Raw genomic sequence first — 25,286 nt, 5'->3', positions numbered from 1 at the left:
TCATGCCAAGCACTGTTGACGACGATGTGGCCCATCTCGCCCGGCTGGTCGGGCTGGCGCGTTCGGATCCCGACAACATCCGCCTGCTGTCGCCGCGCGACGCCTGCGCGGTGGCGCTGCTGCTGAACCGCCTCGACCTGCTGCCGGAGGCGCAGCGCCACCCACTGGCGGCGTTGGAGCTTCTGGGTCCGGACGGCCGCGACAGGGTGCTGGACCTCTACCGCCGCCGCGCCGGGCTGGACGCTTCGCAGGACGCGTGACGCGCCTCACCGGATCACCCTGCGGGCCCGGTTCAGCAGCGTCGGCGGGATGATGACGCCCATGGCCGCGGCCGATTTCAGGTTCACGACGAGGTCGCCGCCGCGGGCGTTGATGACCGGCATCTCGCCGGGCTTCTCGCCCTGCAGCACCCGGACGACCATGGCGCCGGTCTCGCGGCCGAGCTGGTAGTAGTCGAAGCCGATCGCGGCGACGGCGCCGCGGGCGACGCTCTCGGTCTCGGCGCCGAAGACCGGGAGGCGATTCTCGAGCCCGACCCCGACCACCGCCTCGACCGCTGAAGCGACGGTGTTGTCGGTCGGGACATAGATCGCGTCGACCTTGCCCACCAGGCTCAGGGCGGCGGCGCGGACATCGGCCGTCTTGGTGGCGGTCGCCTCGACGATGCCGACGCCCCGGTCCGGCGCCATCTTGCGCAGCGTCGTCACGGTCCAGACGCTGTTCGCCTCGCCCGGGTTGTAGATCACGCCGAGGGTCTTCACGCCCGGCATGATCGCGCGGATCAGGTCGAGATGGTCGGCCAGCGGCTGCATGTCGGAGGTGCCGGTGACGTTGCCGCCGGGATGGTCGCGGCTGGCGACCAGCCTGGCGCCGACCGGGTCGGTGATGGCGCCGAACACCACCGGGATGTCGCGCGTCGCCGCGGCCACGGCCTGGGCGGAGGGTGTCGTGATCGGCACGATCACGTCCGGCGCCTGGCCGACATATTTCCGGGCGATCTGCGCCGCCGTGGCCGCGCTGCCCTGGGCGGATTCAAATTCGAAGACGAGGGTCTCGCCCTCCTTGTATCCGGCCTGTGCCAGGGCCGCGCGCACCCCGTCGCGGACGGCGTCGAGCTGCGGATGCTCGACGATGGCGGTCACCGCCACGACCGCTTTGTCGGCGGCGGGTGCGGCGGGTGACAGGAGCGCCAGGACGGCCCCGGCCGCCAGCGCCAGACGGATGATGTGCATGGAGGGTTCCCCGTGGTGACCCGGCCCAGGCGGCCGGGCGACCGCATTGACGCAGATGGCGGGGATTCCTCGTGTCCCGCGGGGAACAGCGGGCGGTCGGGCGGCTTCCGGCCGCCCGGCTCAGCCGGGGGACTGGAGGGCGGACGGGGCCAGCAGCAGGATGGCGCCAGCGGCGATCAGCGCCAGGCCCGGCCAGTTCGCCTTCAGCCCGAAGCCGCTCAGCCCGAAGGAGCGCTTCTCACGGCTGAACCGGCCGATCCAGATGGCCTGGAAGGCCGAATACACCAGCCCGGCGATGACCAGGAGCGCGCCGATCAGGGGCAGCAGCGCAGTCAACGGCATGGCGACCTCCATCCCGGCCCTCCGGCGGAACGTCTCGCGGCGCCGGACGGGGCGGCCGAACAAGCAACGGGGCCGGGCCGGCCAGGGTTCCGGTCGGCCAGCCGCACCCCGCGCTCCCCCGGGGGGACGGGAAGGGCGCAGGCCGTGCGGAGCTGTCGTGAGAAAGCCGCGCAGCGAGCCGCGCTCAGCTGCTGTCGGGTTTCCATGGCTTCGAGGGAAGCCGGCCGGTGGCGGACTCATCCATCGGGCGAGGCCAGCCCTCCACGGACGCAGGTTCGGCGGCCTCCGCCGGCAGCGTGTCGTCGGCCGCCGCCTTCTCGGCCAGCCGGGCGGCAGCCACGTCGGGTCGGGCGGTAGGCTGATCCTGCGGCAAGCCGCGCTGTGCCGGGGGGAACAGCCGCCCGGCGCCCGATCGCCTAGATCTGCTCGCGACCATACATGAGGCGAGGAACACCATGGCCATCGTCAACGGAACCGGGGGGAAGGATTTCATCCATGAGGCCGGCGACGGCCTGCCCGTGCCGGCTGGCTTTCACGGGATCGCGCTGGCGACGGCCCGGAACGACATCATCCAGGCAGGGGCAGGCGACGATATCGTGGTGTCGGGGGCCGGCAATGATTTCGACGATGGCGGCGCGGGAAACGACATCCTCCGCGGCAGGCTCGGCGACGACACCCTGCTGGGCGGCGACGGCAACGATGTCCTCCAGGGCGGCGCGGGGGCGGACAATCTGGTGGGCGGGGCCGGCGTGGACATGGCCGACTACAGCGGCAGCCTCAACGCCACCTTCGTGCGGATCGGCTTCGGGGATACGGACGGGATCGGCAACAGCGACTCCGTCGGCGATCAGGTGGCGGCCGATGTCGAGAACCTGGGCGGCTCCGACTTCAGCGACTTCTTCGACGGCGCGAACGGCAGCAACATGCTGCTCGGTCGCGGCGGAAACGACGTCCTGACAGGCGGTGCCGGCGATGACACGCTCAATGGCGGCGAGGACGACGACATCCTGACGGGCGGCGCCGGCAGCGACCATCTCATCGGCGGCGCCGGCAGGGACAGGATCACCTATGACGACAGCGCGGCTGCTGTGACCGTGAACCTGGCGACGCGGGTCGTCTCAGGCGGCACGGCCCAGGGGGACGTGATCGCCGACGATATCGAGGATGTCATCGGCGGCCAGGGTGCCGACCGGCTGACCGGCGATGGCGGCGCCAACCTCCTGGACGGGCGCGACGGCAACGACATCCTCCGCGGCGGCCCCGGCGCCGATCTGTTCAGTGGCGGGGCCGGCATCGACCTCGTCACCTATTTCGGCGCCACGGTCGGCGTGAAGGTGAATCTACAGGGCGGCTCCGGCAGCGACGGCGATGCCCAGGGCGACGCTTATGGGCTGATCGAGAACGTCAATGGCGGCAAGGGCGGAGACGTGATCGCCGGCAACGCCGAGGCCAATGCGTTGAGCGGCTTCGAGGGCAACGACATCCTCATCGGCGGCGCCGGGCGCGACCGGCTCGGCGGCGGCATCGGCGCCGACACCTTCGTCCTCACCGCGACCGGCGACAGTGTCGTCGGCGCCGATGCCGACCGGATCACGGATTTCAGCCGGGCCCAGGGCGACCGCATCGACCTGTCGGAGATCGACGCCAGCACCGTCGCCACCGGCGACCAGCCCTTCACCTTCATCGGCACCCAGCTCTACCACCATGTCGCCGGCGAGCTGCGCTTTGCCCAGTCCGGCGGCGCCACCACCATCGCCGGCGACGTCAATGGCGACGGCGCGTCGGACTTCCACATCGTGCTGGCCGGCGCGGTCGCGCTGACGGCGGGCGATCTCGTGCTGTAGCGCCTCAGCCGCTCAGCCGCGGTACAAGCCCAGGCGCTGCAGCAGCTGGCCGATCACCCGGCCCAGCCGCTCGGCGATGCTGGCGGGCCGCGCGGCTTCGCGCACCGGCTCCGCCGCCCGGGGATGATGGCCGGGCGCGTCCTCGTCCTCGCCGGCGAAGGCGGCGCGCGCCTGCTCCAGCAGCACCGGGATCGACCGCGCCTGGCGCAGCAGCAGAGGCAGGAACAAGAGCGCGACCACCGCGCCGATGATCAGGAGCTTGACGGGGCTGAAGCCCATGGCGGCTCTCCGCTCAGGCCTGCTCGCCGGCGCGCTGGCGCCGGGCGCGGACCGGGACGGCACGGCGGGCCGCGAACTTGGCGAAGGCCGCCAGGGTCAAGGCGCCAGCCAGCAGCGGGGCGCCGGTCATCAGGATCCACTGGGTCTCGCCGATGCCCTCCAGCTCGCCGACACCCTGGGCCACCAGCCAGCCGGGCGCCAGCATGGCGGGCACCCAGACGATGGCGGACAGGACATTGGCGATCTGGAAGCGGGCGGGGCGCATGCGCATGATGCCGGCGATCAGCGGCACCACGGCGCGCAGCGGCCCCAGGAAGCGGCCGAGGAAGATCGAGGCGGTGCCCCAGCGGCGGAAGAACAGCCGGCCGCGGGCGATCATCGCCTTGTCGCGCGAGAACGGCCAGACGTTGCGGGCGTTCGGCCCCAGCTTCTGCCCCAGCCAGTAGGAGACGGCGTCGCCCAGCACGGCACCGGCGATCGACCACAGGATCACGGGCACGGGGTGCAGGAGGCCGCCGCCGACCAGGGCGCCGGTGGCCAGCATCAGGGCGGTGCAGGGGACGAACAGGCCGACCACGGCCATGGATTCGCCGAAGGCCAGCAGGAACAGGATCGGTCCAGCCCAGGCCTGATTGTCGGCGATGAACTGCGTGACCTGGGCAACGAAGGATTCCACGATGCGTCCGATCGGTTCAGAGGTCGTCTCGAAATTCTACACGACCTTACACGACAAAAAGGGGAGGGCCGGGGCATGACGCCGCCGGCCCCATTCTAACCTCAGAGCTCGTCGCCGCCCATATCGAACCCGGCGTCGGAGGCGAAGTCGTTGGCGGTGTCCTCCGCCGCCTGGCCGATGCCTTCGGCCGCCTGGGCGACGTCGGGCGTGAAGGCGTCCATCAGCAGGTTGCCGAGGACGACGCCGCCGGCGACGCCCATGGCGGTCTGCATCGCGCCGGCCATGAAGCCGCCACCGCCGGACCGGCCGAAGCCGGGCTGGCCGCCGAAGCCGCCGCGGGCGCCGTAACCCTGCTGCGCGCCATAGCCGGGCTGCGCCTGTTGCCGGCCCCAGGGCGAGCCACCCGGCTGCGGCCGTTGCTGGCCGCCGCCGAACAGCCCGGCCAGGAAGCCGCCGGCCGCAGGCTGGGCGGCGCGCCGCTCCAGCTCGTTGATCTGCGCCTGGGCCGCAGCCAGCGCCTGCTCCTGCACCAGGATGACCTGGGCCATGTAGTAGGCGGCGGCCGGCTGCTCGGCGAGGCGACGCCGGATCAGGTCCTCGGCACCGGCGTCGCGCGGGCCGCCGTCGCGCTCGGCCCGCTGCAGCTTCACGAACAGGTCGTCGATGGCCTGCTTCTCGGTGTCGTACACGCGCTTACTCCTCTCGCGAGCCGGTCAGGCTCAGCAGCAGCTGGAACATGTTGATGAAGTTCAGGTACAGCGACAGCGCACCCATCACCGCCATCTTGTTCAGGCTCTCGCTGTCATAGTGCTCGGCGTACTCTTCCTTGATCCGCTGGGTGTCCCAGGCGGTCAGGCCGGTGAAGATCAGCACGCCGGCGACCGAGACGATGAACTGGATCGCGGTCGAGCCGAGGAAGATGTTGACGATCGAGGCGATGATGATGCCGACCAGGCCCATCATCAGGAACGCGCCGAAGCGGGACAGGTCTGCCTTGGTGGTGTAGCCGTACAGGCTCATCGCGCCGAACATGACCGCGGTGATCATGAAGGTGCGGGCGATGCTGGTCCCGGTGAAGACCAGGAAGATCGACGCCATCGACAGGCCCATGACGCCGCAGAAGGCCCAGAACACCATCTGCGCCGTGGAGGCGGAGACGGCGTGGATGCGGAACGACAGGAAGAACACGAAGGCCAGCGGCGCCAGCATCACCACCCATTTCAGCGGGCTGGTGAAGATCGGGATGTAGATCGCCGGGGTGCTGGCGACCAGATAGGCGACCAGGCCGGTCAGGACCAGGCCGAGGCCCATGTAGTTGTAGACTCGCAGCATGTGCTGCCGCAGGCCGGCGTCGAGCTCGGCGGCCGAGGCGCGCTGGGCCGTCCCCTGCCATTCATATTGTTGCATGTTCATGGTGTCGTTCTCTCCTTCGAGACCATTCAGTAGAGGGTGTCGGCCAGGCCGTTGGCGGCGGTCAGCAGGTCGTCGGCCTTCGCTTCCGCGCACAGGGCGTAGACCGCGGGGCCGACCTGCCAGTAGGCGACCGTGACGTCATTGGCCCGCTGCGCCTGCGGCTGCTGCACGTCGAAGCCGTCGGTGGCGGCGGCGAACAGCGTCACCAGGCCGAAGCGGTCGGTGTCGATCGTCGCCTCGAAGCCGGAGCCGCCGTCCCAGGGCACCACCTCGATCGACCGGATCGACCAGCCCTGCGGCAGGTCGGGCAGGGTGATCGGCGCCTTGGCCAGGTCCTCCGGCTTCAGCCCGCCCTTGGGCTCGGCCGGGTCGACCAGGTGGCGGTACAGCACGGTGCGATAGGCGTCGCCGGCCTCGTCGGCATAGGCGGGGATGCCGGCCGAGGCGCTGTCGATCCGGGTGACGCCCAGCATCGACTGGGCGCCCCAGCCGATGCCGACCAGCAGCACCACCGCCGCCACCCGGCGCAGCCGCACGGTCAGCCGGCGCCAGCGCACGGCCCGGCCCAGCAGCCGGGCATTCTCGTAGCTGGCGACGCGGATGCCGGCATCCTCGGCGAAGGCCAGGCGCAGCGCGTCGCGCAGGCGCAGATCGGCCATCACCTGGGCGGCCAAAGCAGGGTTGGCCTCGAGATGGGCCTCGACCTCGATCCGGCGCGGCAGGTCGAGCTCGCCGTCGATATAGGCCTGGATCTCGGCTTCGGTGGGGTCGGTCTGGATCTGGGTCATGGGCGTCACTCCACCAGCCGCAGATGCGGCGGGGTCGGTCCGTCGGTGCGGCTGGCCGGGGTCTCGGCGCCGCCGGCGCTCTCGCGCAGCGCGGCGCGGGCCCGGCCCAGCCGCGACATCAGCGTGCCGAGGGGGATGCCGAGGATGGTCGCAGCCTCCTGGTAGCGGAACTCCTCGACCGCCACGAGCAGCAGCGCCTCGCGCTGCTCCTCCGGCAGGGCCATCAGGGCCCGCTGCACCTGGGCCAGTTGCACCCGCGCATCCTGGCTCGGCGCGCCGGACTGGGGCGCCAGCTGCGTCGCCTGGGCGATGCGGGCATCCTCGGCGCGGCGGCCGCGCAGCCGCGAGGCATGGGCGTTGTGCATGATCGAGAACAGCCACGGGCGCAGGGCCCGGTCCGGCTGCCAGCCGCGACGGCCCTCATAGGCCTTCAGCAGGGTGTCCTGCAGCAGGTCCTCGGCCTCGGCGGCATCGCGGGTCAGGACCAGCGCGTAGCGCTTCAGCCCCGGCAGCTCGGCGATGACGTCGAAATCATCCTTGCGGCGTTTCATGCCCCATATACGCAGCCACCCCCGGTTTTCATCCCAGGCCTCGCGCCTTGTTCCGGTGGAGGCACGGACAAACTCTCAACACGATCCTGGATATGATGATTTTTGCGAGGTTTTTGCAGACGAAATGCAGCCTGCCGGTGTTATAGGCAGCAATACTCGATAGTCCGGCGCGATTCGGAGCGACATGACCGACGACACTGTGGAGCAACGCCGATCGGTCGATCCCTCCGTGTCCGATCGCTACATCGGTCGTCCGGTCGGTTCCGCAGCAGCCTCGGTCGCTCTGCCGTATCCGTCGCGGCCCGGCATCCTCGACCGCTGGCCCGCCTGGCTGGTCGGCCTGGCCGGGCTGCTGGCCCTCGGGCTGGTGCTCCGCTTCGCCCTCGCCCTGGCCTTCCCGCGCATCCACCACGCCGACGAGCTGTTCCAGTATTACGAGCAGGCGCACCGCCTGGCCTTCGGCCAGGGCATGGTGCCGTGGGAGTATCGCGAGGGCATCCGCTCCTGGCTGCTGCCGGGCATGCTGGCCGGGCTGATGAAGGCGGTGTCCTGGGTCAGCGACGACCCGTCGGCCTATCTCGGCGTTTCCAAGGCGCTGTGGTCGGCGCTGTCGCTCAGCATCCCGGCCGTGGCTTTCCTCTGGGCCCGGCGCGCCGCCGGGCTGACGGCGGGGCTGACCGCGGCCTTCATCGGCACGATCTGGTTCGAGCTGATCTATTTCGCGCCGACGGCGCTGACGGAATCGATCGCCACCAGCCTGCTGCTGGTCGGCTGCTGGCTGGCCTGGACGGCGGAGGCGGGGGACCGCCGCCGGCTGGTCTGGGCCGGGGTGCTGTTCGGCCTGGTCTTCGTCTTCCGCTTCCACCTGCTGCCGGCGATCGTGACGGCGGTCCTGATCGCCGGGCGCGGCGACTGGCGCGGCCGGATCCGGCCGATGCTGCTGGCCGGGCTGGTGCCGGTGGTGCTGTGCAACGGCCTCTTGGACTGGGTGACGTTGGGCTGGCCGTTCCAGTCGGTGCTGAAGAACTTCTGGATCAACATCGTCGAGGAGAAGAGCCACAGCTTCGGCGTCATGCCGCTGGGCTTCTACTTCACCGAATACGCCCGGGTCTGGTCGTGGTGGCTGGCGCCGATGGCGGCGCTGATCGTGCTGGGCGCGCGCCGCCAGCCGATGCTGGTCGCGGTGCCGCTGGCGGTGGTGCTGTCGCACAGCCTGGTCGCCCACAAGGAATACCGCTTCGTCCTGCCGGCGCTGCCCTTCCTGCTGATCCTGGCCGCGATCGGCACCGAAAGGCTGGCCCGGCGCCTGTCGGGGCTGGCGGCGGGGCGCTGGCCGGCGCGCTGGGGAGCGATGCCGCGCTGGGCGCCGCTGTCGGTGCTGTGCGCCGCCTGGGTCCTCGCCTCCGGCCTGCTCTCGGGCAGCGACCGCTGGGGCCCGGAATGGAGCCGCGTCGCCCCCGGCATCGCCACCGCCACGGCGCTGCACGACCGCCAGGCGCTGTGCGGCCTGGGCCTGATGACGCCGTGGTGGGACCTGCCGGGCTACACCACCCTGCACCGCGACGTGCCGGTGTTCTGGTTCGGTGACGACACGCGCCGGTTGTGGCGTTCGGCCCCGTCCTTCAACTACGTGATGGCGCGGCCGGAGCAGATGCCGCCGGGCACCGCCTACCGGCTGGAGAGCTGCCCGAGCGAGATCTGCCTGTACCGCCGTCCGGGGCAGTGCGCGGCGCCCCGCGATATCGGGGTCAGCGGGGCAATGGCCGAGCGCGGCAACTGAGTCCGGGCGCCCCGAGTCGCGCCGACTCTCCGCTTGAGACTCGGACCGGGCTGGTCTAAAGCAACGCGGCGGCGGGATCGGCCCGCCGTTCCCGTTTCTCGCACTGGCCCATCCCAGCCGAGTCCGGCTGACAGGAAATCACCGTCGCATGTTCAATTTCTTCGGTTTCCTTTCCGCCGACATCGCCATCGACCTGGGCACGGCGAACACGCTGGTCTACGTCAAGGGCCGGGGCATCGTGCTGAACGAACCGTCGGTCGTGGCGATCCAGACGCACCGCGGCAAGAAGCAGGTCCTGGCGGTCGGCGACGAGGCCAAGCTGATGCTGGGCCGCACCCCGGGCAGCATCATCGCCATCCGCCCCCTCCGCGACGGCGTCATCGCCGATTTCGAGGTGGCGGAGGAAATGATCAAGCATTTCATCCGCAAGGTCACCAACCGGCGCAGCTTCGCGGCGCCGGAGATGATCATCTGCGTGCCCTCCGGCTCGACCGCGGTCGAGCGCCGGGCGATCCAGGAATCGGCCGAGAGCGCCGGGGCCCGCCGGGTCCGCCTGATCGAGGAGCCGATGGCGGCGGCGATTGGCGCCGGCCTGCCGGTGACCCAGCCGACCGGCAGCATGATCGTCGACATCGGCGGCGGCACCACCGAGGTGGCGGTGCTGTCGCTGGGCGGCATCGTCTCTTCCCGCTCGGTCCGCGTCGGCGGCGACAAGATGGACGAGGCGATCATCGCCTATATCCGCCGCAACCATAACCTCCTGATCGGCGAGGGCTCGGCCGAGCGGATCAAGAAGGAGATCGGCTCCGCCGCCCCGCCGGAGGACGGCGAGGGCCGCTACATGGAGATCCGCGGCCGCGACCTCTTGAACGGCGTGCCGAAGGAGCTCCTGATCTCCGAGCGCCAGATCGCCGAGAGCCTGGCCGAGCCGATCAGCCAGATCGTCGAGGCGGTGAAGGTGGCGCTGGAGCATACGGCGCCGGAGCTGGCCGCCGACATCGTCGACAAGGGCATTGTCCTGACCGGCGGCGGCTCGCTGCTCGGCAATCTCGACCTGGTGCTGCGGCACTCGACCGGCCTGCCGGTGTCGATCGCCGACGACCCGCTATCCTGCGTCGCGCTGGGCACGGGCCGGGCGCTGGAGGAGCGATCGCTGCAGGCGGTCCTCATCAGTGCTTACTGAGATCTGAAAGCGGCGTTATTGTAAGGGCATAGCGGGGTACGGCGAGGGCCCCGCTGCAACCGTTGGCGACGGACGGAACATGCGGGTGATGCAACGGAGCAGACCGGCGGTTCGCATCGCGGCAGTCAGGGCCGTCGCTCACCGATTCTCCTTCGGCCTCCTGCTGTTCGCCGCGGTCAGCCTGCTGATGGTCGGCAAGATCGACGCCGTGTTGCTGGATGGCGTCCGCGCTCGCGTGGTCGACGCGGTGGCGCCGATCCTCGACGCCATGTCGCGCCCGGCGGCCAGCGTCGCCCGGCTGGTGACCGAGGTGCAGAGCCTGTCCGACATCCGCGGCGAGAACGCCCGGCTGCGGCAGGAGCTGTCGACGCTGCATCAGTACCAGGACGTCGCGTTCCGGCTGGAGGCCGAGAACCTGACGCTGCGCAACCTGCTGAACTACACCCCGGATTCGGCCCATTCCTTCCTCACCGCCCGGGTGGTGGCTGACAATGGCGGCGCCTTCGTGCGCAGCCTGACGATCAATCTGGGATCCGCCAACGGCATCCGCGACGGCCAGGCGGTGCTCGGCGGCCGCGGCCTGATCGGCCGGATCGTCGAGACCGGCGACCATTCCGCCCGGGTGCTGCTGATCACCGACCTCAACGCCCGCATCCCGGTGACGATCGAGCGCACCCAGCAGCGCGCCGTGGTCGGTGGCGACAACACCGACCGGCCGCGCCTCCTGTACCTGCCGCCGGACGCCTCGATCCGGGTCGGCGACCGCATCGTCACCTCCGGCGCCGGCGGCATGTTCCCGGCCGGCCTGCCGGTCGGCGTCGTCGCCGCGGCGCAGGACGCCACCATCCGGATCCAGCCGATCGAGCCGCTCGAGGCCATCCCCTACGTCAAGGTCGTCGATTTCCGCACGCTCGATCCCGGCATGGCGATGCAGCCCGTGCCCGGCTTCGCGCAATGACCGGGGACCTGCTGCACAAGCTCGACCTCGCCGCCCGCCACGCCGCCCCCGGGGCCGTGACGCTGATCCTGGTGCTGGTCGGCGTGACCCCGACGCAGCTGCCCTATTACAGCAGCATCGCGCCGCTGCTGCCGCTGGCCTCGGTCTATTACTGGGGCGTGTACCGGCCGGACCTGATGCCGATGTGGCTCTTGTTCCTGGTCGGCCTGCTGCATGACGCGCTGACCGATTCGCCGATAGGCCTGCACGCCGCGATCCTGCTCCTGTGCCAGTGGGTGCTGCTGCGCCAGCGCCGCTTCCTGGCCGGGCAGCCCTTCGCGGTGCTGTGGCTCGGCTTCGCCGTGCTGGCCGCCGCGGTCACCCTGGTCGAATGGATCGGCGTCGGCCTCTACGACGTCGCCGTGGTGCCGCCGCGGCCGCTCCTGATCCGGCTGGCCGTGACCATCGCCATCTTCCCGCCGCTGGCCTGGCTGTTCATCCAGGTGCATCGCGGCTTCCTGCGGGCGGCGGACTGATGGACCGCGACGCGGACCGCTCGCGCGGATTCACCCGCCGCGCTTTGGCCCTCGGCGGGCTGAAGCTCGGCCTGCTCGGCGTGCTGGGCGGGCGGCTCTACTACCTCCAGGTCGAGGAGAGCGACCGCTACAAGGTCCTGGCCGAATCCAACCGCATCAACATGCGGCTCCTGGCCCCGTCGCGCGGCCTGATCACCGACCGCTTCGGCGCCCAGATGGCGGTGAACGACCAGAACTTCCGCGTCGTGCTGGTGGCGGAGGAGGCGAAGGACATCCAGGGCGTGCTCGGCCGGCTGGGGCAGAACGTGCCGCTGACCGATGCCGACCTGGCCCGCATCATCCGCGACGTCAAGCGCCGCCGCGCCTTCGTGCCGGTGACGGTGAAGGAGAACCTCAGCTGGGACCAGGTCTCCTGGATCGACGTCAACGGGCCGGAGCTGCCGGGCCTGTCGATCGAGGTCGGCGAATCCCGCCGCTATCCGTTCGGCGTCGAGATGGCCCATATCATCGGCTATGTCGGCGCGGTGGCCGAGGCCGACCTGACCGGGGAGCCGGTGCTGAGCCTGCCGGGCTTCCGCATCGGCAAGTCGGGGATCGAGCGGCAGTACGAGACCGACCTGCGCGGCGTCGCCGGGTCGAGCCAGGTCGAGGTCAACGCCGTCGGCCGGGTGATCCGCGAGCTGAACCGCGACGAGGGCAAGCCGGGCCAGGAGGTGCGGCTGACCATCGATTTCGATCTGCAGCGCTACGTCATGGAGCGGCTGAAGACCGAGTTCAGCGCCGCCGCCGTGATCATGGACGTGCACAGCGGCGACGTGCTGGCCATGGCCTCGCACCCGTCCTTCGACGCCAACCTGTTCCCGAACGGCATCAGCACGACCGATTGGCGCCGCCTGGTCGAAGATCCGTACGGCATCCTCAACAACAAGGTGATCAACGGCCAGTACCCGCCGGGGTCGACCTTCAAGATCGCGGTGGCGGCGACGGCGCTGGAGGCCGGGGTGGTCACGCCGGACCAGCGGGTGTTCTGCCCCGGCTATGTCGATCTCGGCGACCACCGCTTCCACTGCTGGAAGCGCGGCGGCCATGGCAGCCTGAACGTGGTCGACGCCATGGCCCAGTCCTGCGACGTCTATTTCTACGAGATGGCGCGGCGGCTGGGCATCGACCGGCTGGCCGAGGGCGCCCGCAAGTTCGGCATCGGCCAGAAGCTCGGCGTCGACCTGCCGAACGAGCGGCCGGGGCTGATGCCGGACAAGGCCTGGAAGGAGGGCGCGATGGGCACCTCCTGGCAGATGGGCGAATCGCTGATCGCCGGCATCGGCCAGGGCTATGTGCTGGCGACGCCGCTGCAGCTCGCCACCATGACCGCGCGGCTGGTCAATGGCGGCAAGGCGGTGGTGCCGCGGCTGGTCATGGCGGTCGGCGGCGAGGCGATGCCCGAGGTGCCGGACGCGCCGCCGATCGGCGTCGCCAAGAGCCATATCGACACGGTGATCGAGGGCACGGTCGCGGTGATGACCCGCGGCACCGGCAAGCGGTCGCAGATCAAGCAGAAGGGCATGGAGATGGGTGGCAAGAGCGGTACCAGCCAGGTCCGCCGCATCACCATGGCCGAGCGCGCCGCCGGCGTGAACCCGGACAACTGGCCGTGGAACCAGCGCCACCACGCCTGGTTCGTCGCCTACGCCCCGGTCGGCGCGCCGCGCTACGCCTGCTCGGTGATCGTCGAGCATGGCGGCGGCGGCAGCGAATACGCGGCCCCGATCGCCCGCGACATCCTGCTGGAATGCCAGCAGCGCGAGTCCGGCCGGCGCCTCCTGTCGGCCGCCCCGGGAGAGGGCAGCGATAAAGGTTGAGACTTTCGTGAAGAAAGGGTTGCAACCCGTCCGGCCGGCGGCTATATCACCGGCCGTCCCGAGCGAACGGGCGCATAGCTCAGTTGGTAGAGCAGCTGACTCTTAATCAGCGGGTCCTAGGTTCGAGCCCTAGTGCGCCCACCAGTTCGCGGGATGGAAAGAGCAGGCTCGCTTCGGCGGGCCTTTCTTTTTGCCCGCGATCCGTCCCGGGCGACCTGGGTGACGACGCCGGCGCTCATGACCGCCGCTCTCTCACCCCTCCCTTACGATCCGCTGCAGCATGCCGCGGAGCCGGGCGGTTTCCTCGACGGTCAGCGGCCGGGCGGCGAGGGGGCCGGAATAGACCTCGTCGCGCCGCTCCGGCGGCAGCGTCATCGAGCGCCAGCTGGAGGCGGCGCCGGTGGCCAGGCGGCGCGACAGGAAGCTGCAGCCGCGGCGGAAGAAATCGGCCTCCCAATCGTCGAAGGGCTGGTCCAGCCGCTCCAGGTAGCGGGCAGCCCATTCGGCGATCTCGGAACGCGGCGCGCGGGGCTGGCCTCCGGCCATGGATCTCGACCTCCGACTCCAATGCAGGCTTGTCGGCCGAAGCCTGTTTGGTGCGGGAATAGGACAGTGGTCGTTAATCCTTCGTGAATTCCGGCCGGGATGGGCGGGCGGACCCAAAATGCAGCGCCGCCTCGATCCGCTGCAGCCGGGACAGGGTCGAGGCTAGGCCGGCACAGAGCAGCCACAGCACCAGCCCGGCGACCACGGCGCCGCCGCCCATGGTCCAGGCCTCGGTCCGCAGCTGCCGGCCCAGCCCCGGCCCGTCGCCGATCATGTCGGCCAGCGCCGAGATGCGGGCATCCGGCGCCGCCAGCATGTCGGCGGGCCGGTCGGGGATCAGGGCGGAGACCTGGCCGAGCAGGTTGGCGGTGCCGATCAGCCGGGCGGCCAGGACATAGCCGGCCAGGAGGCCGGCGACGAAGAGAAGGATGCCGAGGGCGTGCAGCGCGACCGCGAGGCCGGGCATGCGCTGGCTGTCCGGATCACGGCTGGTCAGCGGGCGTCGGTCCCTGGAGGCCTGGAGCATGCATCCCCTCGCGCGATCCGGGAGGGGCGGCGGCCGGGTCCGACGGGAACCCCCGGATCGCCTCGATCTTAAGCCGGCGCGCCGGCGGAGGCGAGGGGCGCCGCAGGCCTCTCAGGCGATGGCGGGCACCGGCGCCGGCTGCACCGCGTAGCCGACATAGAGCGGGTGCTTGGGCGATCCGTCGGCGGTGATGGCCAAGGCGTGCGGCACCGTTCCCGCATCGCCCAGCATCCGCAGCAGCGCGCGGCCCCAGCCGGGACGCACGGCGTCGCAATGCCGGCCCCAGCCGCAGACCACCAGCGCCGCGGCCCGGGCGGCCTCGACGATCGCCTCGGGGTTGCCGGGACCGACCGGATCGGCCTCGGCATAGAGCGCCTTGGGGTCGGTCGAGCGCAGGGCGAAAGCGTTGGTGACGATCAGCCCGCCATAGCCCATCGCCCGGGCCCGGCGCTCGCAGCGCTCGACCGTCGGGTCGTTCCTGATCTCGTCGGCGGTGGACGGGTTCAGCAGCAGGAAGTTGGCCGGCGGCACCGCCGGGTCCCAGCGCCGCCACAGCAGGGTGCGATAGCGGCCGCAATCGCTGAAGACGGCGCCGCGATCGGTGAACAGGTCGGGCTGAACCATGCCGGTCTCCGGTCGGGATCGGCCGTTCTTAGCCCAGCCCCGCGGCGGCGTCGCGCCCTAATCACGCCGGGCGGGCACGACGGCGTGACCGGCGGTGGGGGCTCGTAGGAAAAAAGGCCCTGTCCTGTCACATGCACTTCACATGCTGGCCCTAGGCTCGATGCGATCCTCGGTCTCATCGGACTGAAGCGGGAGCAGGAGAAGCGAGTCACATGGTGAAGATCGACGCCGCGACCACCCATCCGGGCCCAAGCAAGGCCAAGTCGGAAACGGACCCCGAAACCGTCAATGCTTGGGAAGAGGCCACGAAAGCAGCCAAGGATGCGGGAATACAGTGGGAGCGGCCGAAGGGTGACAATCGCTCGGCGCAGGACATCATCAACGATACGCCGCTGCTGCGCGACCTGGGGAACCAGAGCGGCGTCAGGGACATGCTGGAGAAGCGGGTCGGCGACATCGATACGGATGCCGACGCCGCGTACCGGGCGGTGCAGGTTCTCGAGCATGTCGAGAAGTTCGACGAGGACGGCAACAGGATCGCCGGCAACGACGTCAACAACGGCCGTGTCGACGGCTTCACCAAGGGCGGCGACGCCCGGCACGGTACCGAGGCCGGCCGCCTGCAGGATTTCGGCAAATACGGCTTCGACAACCTGAAGGGCAAGCTGGAGACCCCGGCCTCAGCCGGCGATGACAAGGACGCCCGCGCGCAGGCCGAGAAGGCGGGCATCAAATGGGAGCTGCCGGACGGCGACAAGCGCTCGGCGCAGGACATCATCGACGGCAACCCCCTGCTGAAGAACCTGGGGAACCAGAGCGGCGTCAAGGACATGCTGAAGGAGCGGGTCGGCGATTTCGAGCACGACGCCGATGCCGCCTACCGGGCGATCCAGGTTCTCGATCGCGTCACGATGATGGACGAGGACGACAACGCGCTGTCCGGCGACGACGTCGCCAACAGCAGCATCGACGGCTTCACCAAGAGCGGCGAGGCCAGGCACGGCACCGAGGCCGGACGACTTCAGGATTTCGGCAAATACGGCTTCGAGACCATCAGGGACGTGAAGAAGCCGGAGGACATCGGCGCTTATAAGGATTTCCTGAAGGCCAACCCCGACGCCGACGACGCGTCGAAGAAGATCGCCCTGTACGGTGCCATCCTCGGCGAGAATTTCGATGCGATCCGGGGCAAGACCGGCTCGGGCGACACCCTGACGGCCGACGCCCTGAAAAAATACAAGGACGAGAACCCGCAGATCAGCCAGGAATTCAAGGAAGCGCTGGATTTCTGGTCGCAGCCCGGCGCGTTCGGCACGATCGAGACGGCCCAGGACCCGCTGAAGCTCAAGCCCGACGGCAAGCTCAGCCAGGGCGACGTCAAGAACTGGCTGACGAGCCAGGCCCCGAAGGATGCCGCCTCGGCCATCTCGTTCCTGTCCGGCGTCGCCGACCGGAACACCGTCTCGGGCGTCGACACCAGCAAGCTGGACAAGGACATCTTCGAGCACCCGGAGAAGCACTCCACCGAGGAAAAGGCCGCCGCTCTGCAGGACCTGCTGACCGCGCAGCAGCTGATCACCCAGGGCGCCGCGGCCGGCATGTGGAAGGACGACTACTCCATCGTCAGCATCGCCAACCGCGTGCGCAGCCATCCGGATCCGCAGAAGCTGCTCGAGGACGTCAACGACCACATCGAGACCCTGCAGAGCGACCCCGAGGTGGTGAAGTATCTGGGCGAGAACAGCGCCAAGCAGATCACCAAGTTGCTGGACGACAACAAGGGCCTGAAGGACGCCCTGCAGAAGAGCTATGACAGCGAGATCAAGTCCGGCAAGACCCTCGACGGCCTGTGGGACGCGAGGACGAAGGACGGCAAGACGGATCAGCAGGCCGTCCTAGCCGAATTCTTCGGGTCGGCGCAGGCGTTCCAGGGCGCCCTGGGCATCAAGGACGCGGCGGATATCCAGGGCGCGGTCAAGAACTCCAAGCACGCCGGCGAGTTCCGGGATTTCTACGAGAAGTCGCTGGCGTCCGGCGATCGCCTGACCGAGCTGCTGAAGACCAATTCCTTCGAGAAGGCCACCAGTGCGTACAGCATGGAGGTCGCGCTGTACAACGCCGCCCTCGACCCCGAATTCACCGGCAAGTTCGACAAGCAGCTGAGCGAGAACTTCACCCGGATCGCCCAGGAGAACGCCTTCAAGGACGTGTCGTTCGACGACATGAAGACGGCGTTCGGCGTCAATGGCGGCGACACGCTGGATGAGGAGAAGGTCAAGTCCTACATCGAGCAGGTCGGCAAGGACAATCCGGAGCTGTTCATCAACCAGGACGGGACGGTGGCGAAGCCGGACCAGATCCTGGCCGGCTTCCGGGGCGACTGGGACCTGCTGCGCCAGGGCGCGAAGACGGTCAACGAGCTCAAGCTGTTCAGCCCGGATTCGTCGGTCAAGGGCGCCGCCGACAAGGGCGTCCTGCACGGCGTCAGCGGCCTGTTCCTGGCCGGTGTCACCATCGCCAAGGGCGCCAGCGGCTCCGGCAAGCTGACCGACCGGCAGATCGTCGACATCACCACCGGCTCGATCCAGACCGCGACGATCATGACGGAGGGCGGCGTCAAGGGCTACCGGGACTATCTGACGGGCGTGAAGGGCAAGCTGCAGGGCGATCTTCTCGACCATGTCGGCTCGCTGCTCGACGATGTCTCGCCGGAAAGCCAGGCGCTGCAGGATAAGGACAAACTCACCGACAAGCTGTCCTCCAACCTGGGCAAGCTGGAGCAGGCGGCCAAGGGCCTGGGCGGCATCGTCGGCATCGCCGCCGGCGCCTACGGCATCTTCGACGGCGTCCAGGCGATCCGGAAGGGCGACACGGTCACCGGCGGCATCAGCATCGCCTCGGGCTCGCTAGGGGCGATCGCGGGCCTGGCCTCCGCCGTCGAGGGCGGGCTGGCGCTGTTCGCCCCCAACGTGGCCCGGCTGATCCCGGCGCTGGCGGGTGGCGTCTTCGGACTGGCCGCGGCGGGTGTCGGCGCGCTGGCGCTGCTCCTTCCGGGCCTGATCGCCGAGGGCAAGCAGCAGAAGCGGGCCGATGATTTCGGAGAGCTGCTGAGCAGTTATCTGACCAAGTACGAGATCGACGGCGTGAAGAACGGCGACATCTGGGACGTCCCGGAGGAGGACTGGCCCGACAGCGGCAGCGGCACGTCCTGACGCCCGCGCCGCCGGCCTCCGCCGACCAGGAGGCGGATGGCCGGAAGGAGGGGCGGATGGTCCCCTCCTGCGCCGGCCGCGCCCTCAGCCCCGCGGGCCGAGGGCGCGCAGCTGCGCCTCCGCCCGCTCGAGGCCGAGCGACAGCAGCGCCGCGATCTCGTCCTCGCGCAGGCCCCGCTCCAGGGCGCGCCAGCGCAGCTCGCAGCGCCGCACCGCCTCCTCGAGATCGGCCTGGGAACGGATGTCCCGGATCGGACGCATGGGGCGGACGGCTCCTCGGAAGCTGGGGCGGACAGGGTTGAGGGGGCGGATTCGATGCAGCGAATCCAGGGGCATCGTCGCGGCGGGTCTCGCGGCCATCGGTGTCTCGCCGGGATGTTTGTTCGTGATTTGTTCTAGACGAGAACAGCGCCGGAGTCGAGTCCGGAAGCGATTTCGAACACGAGGAAGAGCGACCGGCCGGCGGCCTCAGGGCAGGCGGCCGGACCCTGCGACGCCGGAGCGGCGGCTGAGCAGCATGGCGACCAGCGGCACCAGCAGGGTCAGGGCGATGGCGACGCTGCTCATCGCCATGCCGAGCCCGACCGAGCCTTGCTCGAACTGGCGCCAGATGAAGGTCGAGATCGTCGGTATGCCCACCGGCGCCACTAGGATCGACGCCACCAGCTCGCGCGAGGCGATGGCGAAGACCAGCAGCATCGCCGCCACCATGTTGGGCAGGATCAGCGGCAGCACGATGCGGCGGAAGGTGGTCAGGGTCGAGGCGCCGGCCACCCGCGCGGCCGATTCCAGGCTGGGGGATATCTGGCGCAGCGCGGCGTTGGCGTAGCGCACCGGGTAGGGCAGCAGGATGCAGCAATAGGCCAGCAGCAGGATCGCCGGGGTGTTGTAGACCGTGGCCGGCAGCAGCGGCTGGTTCCAGGCCAGGATCAGCCCGACCGCGACCACCACGCCGGGGATGGCGTTGGGCAGCACGGTCAGCGCGTCCAGCACGTGCCGGCCGCGCAGCTTCAGCCGGACCACGCAATAGGCCGAGGCGGCGCCCAGGAGGCCGGTGATCAGCGCGGTGATGCCGCCCAGGGCGAAGCTGTTGCCCAGCGCCCGCAGCGCGCCGCCGCTGTCGTCCAAGATGGCGGCGAAGTTGTCGAGGCCGAGATTGCTCAGGGCCAGTCCGCCGGACAGGCGCCGTGACAGGGCGGTGGCCAGCGTCGCCAGCAGCGGCACGGCGGCGGCCAGCGCCACCAGGGCGAAGGCCAGCGCGGCCGGCAGCGCCAGGGCGCCGAGCGGCCGCGGCACCAGCGGCTGCGGCTTGCCGCCGACGCTCTCATAGGACCGTTTCGCCAGGATCCGCAGCTGCAGCGCGAAGGCGGCCAGCGACAGCAGCACCAGCAGCAGCGACAGGATGGCGGCGCCCGGCAGGTCGATCGGCCAGTCGGCGATGCGGGTGTCGATGCCGGTGACCAGCACGGTGAATCCGGTCGTCCGGCCCAGCGCCGCCGGCGTGCCGTATTCCTCGATGGTCATGGCGAAGGCCAGCAGCAGGCTGGCGGCCAGGCCGGGCAGGGCTAGCGGCAGGGTGATGCGGCGGAACACGGTGGCCGGGCCGGCACCGAACACCCGGGCGACGTCGCCCAGCCGGCCGCCGACCGCGGCGACGGTGCGCGACACCGCGAAATACACCACCGGGAAGATGTTCAGCACCATGACGAAGACGATGCCGGGGAAGGAGAATAGGAAGGGCCCGGCATGCACCCCGACCAGCTGGGCCAGGTAGCCGCGCGGCTGCAGCGTCATGATCCAGCCCAGCGTGGCGATATAGGGCGGGATCATCAGCGGCAGCAGCATCAGCACGTCCCACAGCGGCGCCAGCGGCACCCGGAACAGGGCGCGCAGCACCCCCAGCGGCACGCCGACCAGAGCGGCGCCGGCGACGACGCAGCCGCCCAGCGCCAGGGTGTTCAGGGTCAGCTGCAGCAGCGACGGGTCGCCCAGCACCTCGCCGACCTTGCCGAACGGCTCGGCCAGGCTGCCCTGGCCGAGCCCCGGGAACACCGCCTGCAGCAGGATGAACAGGAGGGGCAGCGCGACGATGACGGCCAGGACGGCGATCGTCGTCCAGACCAGCGCCGCCGTGCCGCGCGTGCCCCCATGCTTCACTTGCCCAGCGCCTTGGCGAACTGGGCCAGGATCTCGCTGCGCTTCGGATACACCGTCGCGGCGTCGACCTTGAGGATGTTCAGGTCCTTGATCAGCGGCCGGTCGGCGGCGATGTCGCTGCGCGCCGGGATCAGATAGGTCTTGGCGACCGCCTTCTGGCCCTCGTCGGACAAGATGTAGTCGACGAAGCGCTTGGCCTCGTCCTGCTGCTTCGACCAATTCAGGATCATCACCGGCCGCGGCGCGATGACGGTGCCGGAGGCCGGGAAGATCACCTCGATCGACTCGCCCTTGGCGTGCTGGCCCAGCGAGATGTAGTCGACCGCGCCGAACACGGCGGCCTTGGCGCCCTGCAGCACCGGGTTCAGCGCCTGGGCGTTGGCGCCGGCGACGACCGCGCCGTTGCTCTTCAGCCCGTCGAACAGGTTCCAGTTGCCGGCCTTGCCCTGCAGCGCCGCCACCAGCTCGAAGGACGCGCCGGACTGGGCCGGGTCCGGCACCGTGACCAGGTCCTTGAACGCCGCCTGGGTCAGGTCCGACCAGTCGGCCGGGCGCGGCGTGCCGCTCTGCGGGTTCCAGGCGATGCCGAGCGCCGAGACGCCTTGGGCCACGGCGGTCGGGGTCTTCAGGAAGTCCGGCACCTTGGCCGCGTTCGGGCTGGTGTAGGTCACCAGCCAGCCGCGCTTGGTGAAGTCGGTCGCGGTGTCCCAGGAGGCCGAGATCAGCACGTCGACCACCGGGTTCGACGCCTCGGCCTCGATCCGGGCCATGACCTGGCCGGTGGTGCCCTGGAACACGCCGACCTTGGTGCCGGTCTGGGCGGTGAAGCCCTTGGCCAGGGTCTCGATCAGGTCGGCCGGGCCGGCCGAGTAGACGGTGATGTCGGCGCGGGCGGACTGGGCGCCCACGGCCAGGGCGGCGACCGCCAGGACGGCGCCGAGAAGGGAACGGGATCGCATCGTCGTGAACCTTCTTGGTTGGTTATGAGGTCGTGCGGGGAAACAGGCGCAGGGCGCCGGCATCGACGGCGAGCCCGGCCGGGCTCCCCTCGGCGTATCGGGTGGGGGCGGCAGCCTGCAGCGTCACGCCGGGCGCCGCGTCCAGCCGCAGGGTCAGCAGATGCCGGTCGCCGCGGAACTGGGAGCGCAGGACGGTGGCGGCCAGCGCGCCGGGCGCCGCCGGGTCGACCAGCGACAGGGCCGCGCGGGGCACCAGGGCCGTCGCCGCCATCTCCGCTCCCGCCGTGCGGGGCGCCAGCCACAGTGTCGTGCCCGCCAGGCACCAGGCGTCGCCGCACGCCTCGACCGGCAGCAGGCTGCCGAGATTCAGGAACTCCGCCACCACGGGGCTGGCGGGCTCGGCCACCAGCCGCTCCGGCGCGTCCAGCTGCAGGATGCCGCCGCCGCGCATCACCGCGACCGCGTCGGCCAAGGCGAAGGCCTCGGCCTGGTCATGGGTGACGTAGATCGCGGTCAGGCCCAGGCTGCGGACCAGCGAGCCGATCTCCTCGACCAGGCTCTCGCGCAGTTCCTTGTCCAGGTTCGACAGCGGCTCGTCGAACAGCACCAGCCGTGGCTCGGCGACGATGGCGCGGGCGATGGCGACGCGCTGCTGCTGGCCGCCGGACAGGGCGCCGGGCGGCCGGTCACCGAAGCCGGAGAGGCCGACCCGGTCCAGCGCCGCGGCCACGCGTATCGCACGCTCGGCCTTCGGTACGCGCTGCATCTCCAGCGGGAAGGAGACATTGGCGCCGACGCTGAGATGCGGCCACAGCGCATAGTCCTGGAACACCATGCCCAGGCCGCGCCGCTCCGGCGGCAGCATCAGGCTGCTGGCGGCGTCGGCCACCACAGTGCCGGCGATCGCGATGCGCCCGGTGCTTGGGGCCAGCAGGCCGGCGACGAGGCGCAGCAGGGTGGTCTTGCCGCAGCCGGACGGGCCTAGCAGCGCCAGGATCCGGCCCGGCCGCAGCGACAGGTCGATGCCGTCCAGGATCGTTGCCGTGCCGTAGCGATGGCCGAGGCCGGCGGTCGCGACCGCATCGGCCTGGCTGGTGTCTATGATTCGGGCGTGCATCCGGGCGGTTCGCGGCGAGCAGAGGGCGGAACCGAAGGACTCCGCACAGGCGGCCGCAGCCTATCGGCGACGGATGACAGTTGCGTGACTGTTTTGTTTCGGTTTCTCGATCAACCCGCCGCCGGCGCGCGTTCGACCAGATAGAACAGCAGCTTCGGCTTGTAGGGCACGACCGTGACGCTCTTGAAGCCGGCATGGCGCAGCAGGGCCGCCATCTCGACCGAGTTCAGCGCGTTGACCCAGCCGAGCGACCAGCGGTCGCGGCCGATGTTGCGGTCCAGCGGATGATAGCTCAGCAGGGCGCGGGGCACCGCCATGCGCAACTGCCTCAGGAAGCGCGGCACGTCGTAGAGATACTCCAGCACCCCGAGGCCGAAGGCCATGTCGGCCTCGATCTCGGGGAAGGGCTCGCGGTTCAGGTCGCGGATGATGGTGCGCGCGTCGCGGCGGACGCAGTCCATCGGCAGGTAGCTGCAGCCCTCCGGCAGCAGCCCTTCCAGCGCCATGGCGCCGCAGCCGATGTCCAGCACCCGCATGCCGGGGCGGGCGTGGATCGCGGCAGCCCGCGCTCGTTCGGCCCAGCTTTCGAGCTTGCCGACATCTTCTCGCGACCAGCGGTCGATCAGCGTCGACCGCGTCTTCGCCGCCGCGATGGTGGCGCGGCGGCGCTCCTCCGGATCATTGTCCGCGGCCCAGTCCGACACGGCCTGTTCCCCCTTCCGCGACGTGCTCAGCGCCAGCCGGCGTGCCAGCCATAATGCGGGTGCCACCAGCCCCAGCCATAGACCCGATGATAACGCCAGAGATAGCCGGACGCCGGGGCCATGCCGACCGGGGCGACATAGACCACGCCGGGCGGCGCCGCCGCGGGCTCGACCACCACCGGGCCCGGCGCGACGGCGACGGGGCGGGGGCGCACGGGATAGGCGGGGTAGGCGACGCAGCCGGCCAGGGTGGCGACCGCCGCGGCGGCGGCCGCAATCCGGAGCAGGGACAGTGCAGTGTGCGGCATCGGGAGGTCCGTGTCGTGGGGTCCGGCCGACGGACCGGATTTCCACGGCGATAACGGACATCCCGGCCGGTCGGCCACCGGCTTACCGCGAATTAAGGACCGGGTCGCGTCACCCCGCGGCGGCGGCCTCGCGGATCAGCGCGGCGCGGGCGGGGGAGGCGCCGTCGGTCGGCCAGGCCTCCAGCCCCAGCTGGCGGCGGCCGAGATCGGTCAGGTCGGCCTCGGTGCCGCGGCCGAGATAGGCCTTCTCGCGATGCTCGGGCGAGAAGTCGGGCGGGGTCTCGCCGGCCAGGAAGCGGCCGCGCTGGCGGGCGGCGTATTCCGCGTTCTTGGCGCAGAGCGGGCCGGCGCCGATGAACATGACGTTGGAATAGTTGGCGCCGCGATGCTCGTCCCCCACCGCGTGGATGCAGTCCGGGTGCCACCACACCGTGTCGCCCGGCTCGGCATGCGGGATCGAGACCTGGGCGTCGATCAGCGGCTGGTGCCATTGCGGCAGGATCGCCTGCGCCTTGCCGCGGGCCGCGCCGCAGATCAGGTCCTCCGGCACGTCGTCCAGCAGCGGCCGCAGCAGCAGATAGGCGATGGAATGCCGGATCATCGGCACCACCTGCAGCGTGCCGTCGGTCTTGCCCTGGCCGGTCAGGGCCAGCCAGCCCTGGTAGGAGCGGAAGAAGGTGCTGGTGTTCGGCGCCGGGAATTCGCGGGCGTCCACCCGGAACTCGCCGTCGAACGGGTCGTGCTGCTCCCAGTCGCCGCTGAACACATTGCGGTAGACGCGGCGGTAGCCGGGGTCGAGCCAGCGCTCGATCGACCCGCCATCCATGTGCGGCGACAGGCCCAGCGTGGTGTCGCCCGGCTCGCGGCGGCGCACCCGGTCGGCATAGGTGACCTCGCGGTCGGGGTCGAAGAACATCCGGCCTGCCGTCGCCTCGTCGCCGGTGTCGCAGAAGCGCCACAGCCGGTTCATGAAGCGCCGGGCCGCGGCCATGTTCGGGTGCTGCCGGGCCTCGACCTGCGGCCGCGACCAGTAGATGGCGAAGATCTGCGGCGTCTTGGCGCTCAACCCGCCGAAATATTTCTGCAGGTTGCCGTCGTCCTTCTGGCTGGTATAGCCGTTGCCGTCGATATAGGCGGCGACCGCGTCGTTCCAGCGGGTGATCTGGTCGCGGTCGACCGTGCCGCGGATCAGGGCCGTGCCGCGGCGGCGGATCTCGGCCACCGTCTCGGCGGGGACGCTGTTGCCGACGATGTCGCTGAAGCGGACCACCGGCACCGGCGACCGGCCCCGGGCGTCGATCTCGCGGATGGCGTCGGCCTCGCGCCGCACCGCATCCTCCAGCCGCCGCCACACCCCGGCGACGTCGCCGATCGCGCCGCGCAGCTCCTGCTTCACCGCGCGCACCTGCGCGGCGTCATCGATCTCGGTCATGGCCCTGTCCGACGCTGTCATCAGCGGGCACCCTGCACCCGGCGGGCGGCCGCGTAAAGGAGGCGGTGCCGAGGCGGTTCTTGCTGCGGGAACCCCCTCCCCCTGCCCCCCTCCCGCGAGGGGAGGGGGGACTCTATTGTGCTAGTTGAGGAGCGCTCCCGACGCCCAAGCCAACGGAGTCCCCCCTCCCCTTGCGGGAGGGGGGCAGGGGGAGGGGGTTCCCGCAGCAAGAACCGCCTCGGCACCGCCTCCTTTACGCGGCCGCCCGCCGGGTGCAGGGT

Annotated in this window: 27 protein-coding genes and 1 tRNA gene; 9 read left to right on the top strand and 19 right to left on the bottom strand. The window is 70.4% G+C overall.

Features of this window, described 5'->3' with window-relative positions; all coding sequences use genetic code 11:
- Positions 1-2 precede the first annotated feature (2 nt).
- Complete coding sequence (locus BWR60_RS18865) at positions 3-260, top strand: hypothetical protein (protein ID WP_144445668.1); 258 nt, start codon at positions 3-5, stop codon at positions 258-260.
- 6 nt (positions 261-266) lie between these two features.
- Here BWR60_RS18865 and BWR60_RS18860 read toward each other — a convergent pair whose 3' ends face one another.
- The 3 genes from BWR60_RS18860 to BWR60_RS36425 all read right to left on the bottom strand — a co-directional run bounded on the left by BWR60_RS18860 (position 267) and on the right by BWR60_RS36425 (position 2,031).
- Positions 267-1,232: an ABC transporter substrate-binding protein gene (locus tag BWR60_RS18860; protein ID WP_088152573.1), complete on the bottom strand. Its 966-nt coding sequence runs from the start codon at positions 1,230-1,232 to the stop codon at positions 267-269.
- A 120-nt stretch (positions 1,233-1,352) separates the two neighbouring features.
- Entirely contained in the window at positions 1,353-1,574 is a 222-nt protein-coding gene (locus tag BWR60_RS18855) for a hypothetical protein (RefSeq protein WP_088152603.1), read from the bottom strand.
- A gap of 184 nt (positions 1,575-1,758) precedes the next feature.
- The gene (locus tag BWR60_RS36425; protein WP_144445667.1) at positions 1,759-2,031 is read right to left on the bottom strand and encodes a hypothetical protein; all 273 of its coding nucleotides are present in this window, start codon (positions 2,029-2,031) and stop codon (positions 1,759-1,761) included.
- On the opposite strand from BWR60_RS36425, the gene BWR60_RS18850 reads away from it, so the two are divergent.
- Positions 2,030-3,418, top strand: coding sequence for a calcium-binding protein (locus tag BWR60_RS18850; RefSeq protein WP_088152572.1), 1,389 nt, complete (start codon positions 2,030-2,032; stop codon positions 3,416-3,418). The two genes, BWR60_RS36425 and BWR60_RS18850, sit on opposite strands and share 2 nt — an antisense overlap.
- A gap of 12 nt (positions 3,419-3,430) precedes the next feature.
- On the opposite strand, the gene BWR60_RS18845 is transcribed toward BWR60_RS18850, so the two are convergent.
- The 6 genes from BWR60_RS18845 to BWR60_RS18820 all read right to left on the bottom strand — a co-directional run bounded on the left by BWR60_RS18845 (position 3,431) and on the right by BWR60_RS18820 (position 7,125).
- Positions 3,431-3,697 (bottom strand): hypothetical protein, encoded by a 267-nt coding sequence (locus BWR60_RS18845; protein ID WP_088152571.1) that lies wholly within the window; start codon positions 3,695-3,697, stop codon positions 3,431-3,433.
- A 13-nt stretch (positions 3,698-3,710) separates the two neighbouring features.
- Complete coding sequence (locus tag BWR60_RS18840; RefSeq protein ID WP_218823575.1) at positions 3,711-4,373, bottom strand: DedA family protein; 663 nt, start codon at positions 4,371-4,373, stop codon at positions 3,711-3,713.
- Between the two features lie 101 nt (positions 4,374-4,474).
- Entirely contained in the window at positions 4,475-5,062 is a 588-nt protein-coding gene (locus tag BWR60_RS18835) for a DUF2076 domain-containing protein (RefSeq protein ID WP_088152569.1), read from the bottom strand.
- A gap of 4 nt (positions 5,063-5,066) precedes the next feature.
- Entirely contained in the window at positions 5,067-5,786 is a 720-nt protein-coding gene (locus tag BWR60_RS18830) for a Bax inhibitor-1/YccA family protein (protein WP_429913031.1), read from the bottom strand.
- Between the two features lie 26 nt (positions 5,787-5,812).
- On the bottom strand, positions 5,813-6,574 hold the full coding sequence (locus tag BWR60_RS18825; RefSeq protein ID WP_088152568.1) for an anti-sigma factor family protein: 762 nt from the start codon (positions 6,572-6,574) through the stop codon (positions 5,813-5,815).
- A 5-nt stretch (positions 6,575-6,579) separates the two neighbouring features.
- A complete protein-coding gene (locus BWR60_RS18820; RefSeq protein ID WP_088152567.1) occupies positions 6,580-7,125 on the bottom strand; it encodes a sigma-70 family RNA polymerase sigma factor in 546 nt (181 codons plus the stop codon).
- A 184-nt stretch (positions 7,126-7,309) separates the two neighbouring features.
- Here BWR60_RS18820 and BWR60_RS18815 point away from each other — a divergent pair, with 184 nt between their 5' ends.
- From BWR60_RS18815 to BWR60_RS18790, 6 genes are all read left to right on the top strand, one after another.
- Positions 7,310-8,905, top strand: coding sequence for a mannosyltransferase (locus BWR60_RS18815; protein ID WP_088152566.1), 1,596 nt, complete (start codon positions 7,310-7,312; stop codon positions 8,903-8,905).
- Positions 8,906-9,053: 148 nt separating this feature from the next.
- Positions 9,054-10,088 carry a rod shape-determining protein gene (locus tag BWR60_RS18810; RefSeq protein WP_088152565.1) on the top strand — a complete coding sequence of 345 codons (1,035 nt, stop codon included), beginning with the start codon at positions 9,054-9,056 and terminating at the stop codon, positions 10,086-10,088.
- Between the two features lie 88 nt (positions 10,089-10,176).
- Positions 10,177-11,046 (top strand): rod shape-determining protein MreC, encoded by an 870-nt coding sequence (gene mreC, locus BWR60_RS18805; RefSeq protein ID WP_088152601.1) that lies wholly within the window; start codon positions 10,177-10,179, stop codon positions 11,044-11,046.
- Positions 11,043-11,561 (top strand): rod shape-determining protein MreD, encoded by a 519-nt coding sequence (mreD, locus tag BWR60_RS18800; RefSeq protein WP_088152564.1) that lies wholly within the window; start codon positions 11,043-11,045, stop codon positions 11,559-11,561. The genes mreC and mreD overlap by 4 nt, the downstream gene beginning before the upstream one ends.
- Positions 11,561-13,420 (top strand): penicillin-binding protein 2, encoded by a 1,860-nt coding sequence (gene mrdA / locus BWR60_RS18795; protein WP_088152563.1) that lies wholly within the window; start codon positions 11,561-11,563, stop codon positions 13,418-13,420. The genes mreD and mrdA overlap by 1 nt, the downstream gene beginning before the upstream one ends.
- A gap of 68 nt (positions 13,421-13,488) precedes the next feature.
- Positions 13,489-13,564 (top strand) — tRNA-Lys (locus tag BWR60_RS18790).
- A gap of 108 nt (positions 13,565-13,672) precedes the next feature.
- On the opposite strand, the gene BWR60_RS18785 is transcribed toward BWR60_RS18790, so the two are convergent.
- From BWR60_RS18785 to BWR60_RS18775, 3 genes are all read right to left on the bottom strand, one after another.
- Positions 13,673-13,966: a hypothetical protein gene (locus tag BWR60_RS18785; RefSeq protein WP_088152562.1), complete on the bottom strand. Its 294-nt coding sequence runs from the start codon at positions 13,964-13,966 to the stop codon at positions 13,673-13,675.
- Positions 13,967-14,039: 73 nt separating this feature from the next.
- Complete coding sequence (locus tag BWR60_RS18780) at positions 14,040-14,432, bottom strand: hypothetical protein (RefSeq protein ID WP_144445666.1); 393 nt, start codon at positions 14,430-14,432, stop codon at positions 14,040-14,042.
- Between the two features lie 171 nt (positions 14,433-14,603).
- Positions 14,604-15,116, bottom strand: a complete 513-nt coding sequence (locus BWR60_RS18775) for a DUF1643 domain-containing protein (RefSeq protein WP_088152560.1) — start codon at positions 15,114-15,116, stop codon at positions 14,604-14,606.
- Between the two features lie 212 nt (positions 15,117-15,328).
- Here BWR60_RS18775 and BWR60_RS18770 point away from each other — a divergent pair, with 212 nt between their 5' ends.
- Complete coding sequence (locus BWR60_RS18770) at positions 15,329-18,328, top strand: type III effector HrpK domain-containing protein (protein WP_088152559.1); 3,000 nt, start codon at positions 15,329-15,331, stop codon at positions 18,326-18,328.
- 84 nt (positions 18,329-18,412) lie between these two features.
- Here the strand turns inward: BWR60_RS18770 and BWR60_RS37125 are convergent, their stop codons facing one another.
- The 7 genes from BWR60_RS37125 to BWR60_RS18740 all read right to left on the bottom strand — a co-directional run bounded on the left by BWR60_RS37125 (position 18,413) and on the right by BWR60_RS18740 (position 25,005).
- Positions 18,413-18,589: a hypothetical protein gene (locus BWR60_RS37125; protein ID WP_179221835.1), complete on the bottom strand. Its 177-nt coding sequence runs from the start codon at positions 18,587-18,589 to the stop codon at positions 18,413-18,415.
- Positions 18,590-18,796: 207 nt separating this feature from the next.
- Entirely contained in the window at positions 18,797-20,485 is a 1,689-nt protein-coding gene (locus BWR60_RS18765) for an ABC transporter permease (protein ID WP_088152558.1), read from the bottom strand.
- Positions 20,482-21,444, bottom strand: coding sequence for an ABC transporter substrate-binding protein (locus tag BWR60_RS18760; protein WP_088152557.1), 963 nt, complete (start codon positions 21,442-21,444; stop codon positions 20,482-20,484). The genes BWR60_RS18765 and BWR60_RS18760 overlap by 4 nt, the downstream gene beginning before the upstream one ends.
- Positions 21,445-21,466: 22 nt before the next feature.
- On the bottom strand, positions 21,467-22,561 hold the full coding sequence (locus tag BWR60_RS18755; protein ID WP_088152556.1) for an ABC transporter ATP-binding protein: 1,095 nt from the start codon (positions 22,559-22,561) through the stop codon (positions 21,467-21,469).
- Positions 22,562-22,671: 110 nt separating this feature from the next.
- Entirely contained in the window at positions 22,672-23,265 is a 594-nt protein-coding gene (locus tag BWR60_RS18750) for a methyltransferase domain-containing protein (protein ID WP_088152555.1), read from the bottom strand.
- A gap of 26 nt (positions 23,266-23,291) precedes the next feature.
- Positions 23,292-23,573 (bottom strand): hypothetical protein, encoded by a 282-nt coding sequence (locus BWR60_RS18745; protein ID WP_088152554.1) that lies wholly within the window; start codon positions 23,571-23,573, stop codon positions 23,292-23,294.
- Between the two features lie 109 nt (positions 23,574-23,682).
- Positions 23,683-25,005 (bottom strand): YbiU family protein, encoded by a 1,323-nt coding sequence (locus BWR60_RS18740; RefSeq protein WP_088152553.1) that lies wholly within the window; start codon positions 25,003-25,005, stop codon positions 23,683-23,685.
- Between the last annotated feature and the right edge of the window lie 281 nt (positions 25,006-25,286).

It is taken from the genome of Inquilinus limosus, assembly GCF_002195995.1.
Lineage (GTDB): Bacteria > Pseudomonadota > Alphaproteobacteria > DSM-16000 > Inquilinaceae > Inquilinus > Inquilinus limosus_C.
This window is presented reverse-complemented; position numbering and strand designations above follow the sequence as displayed.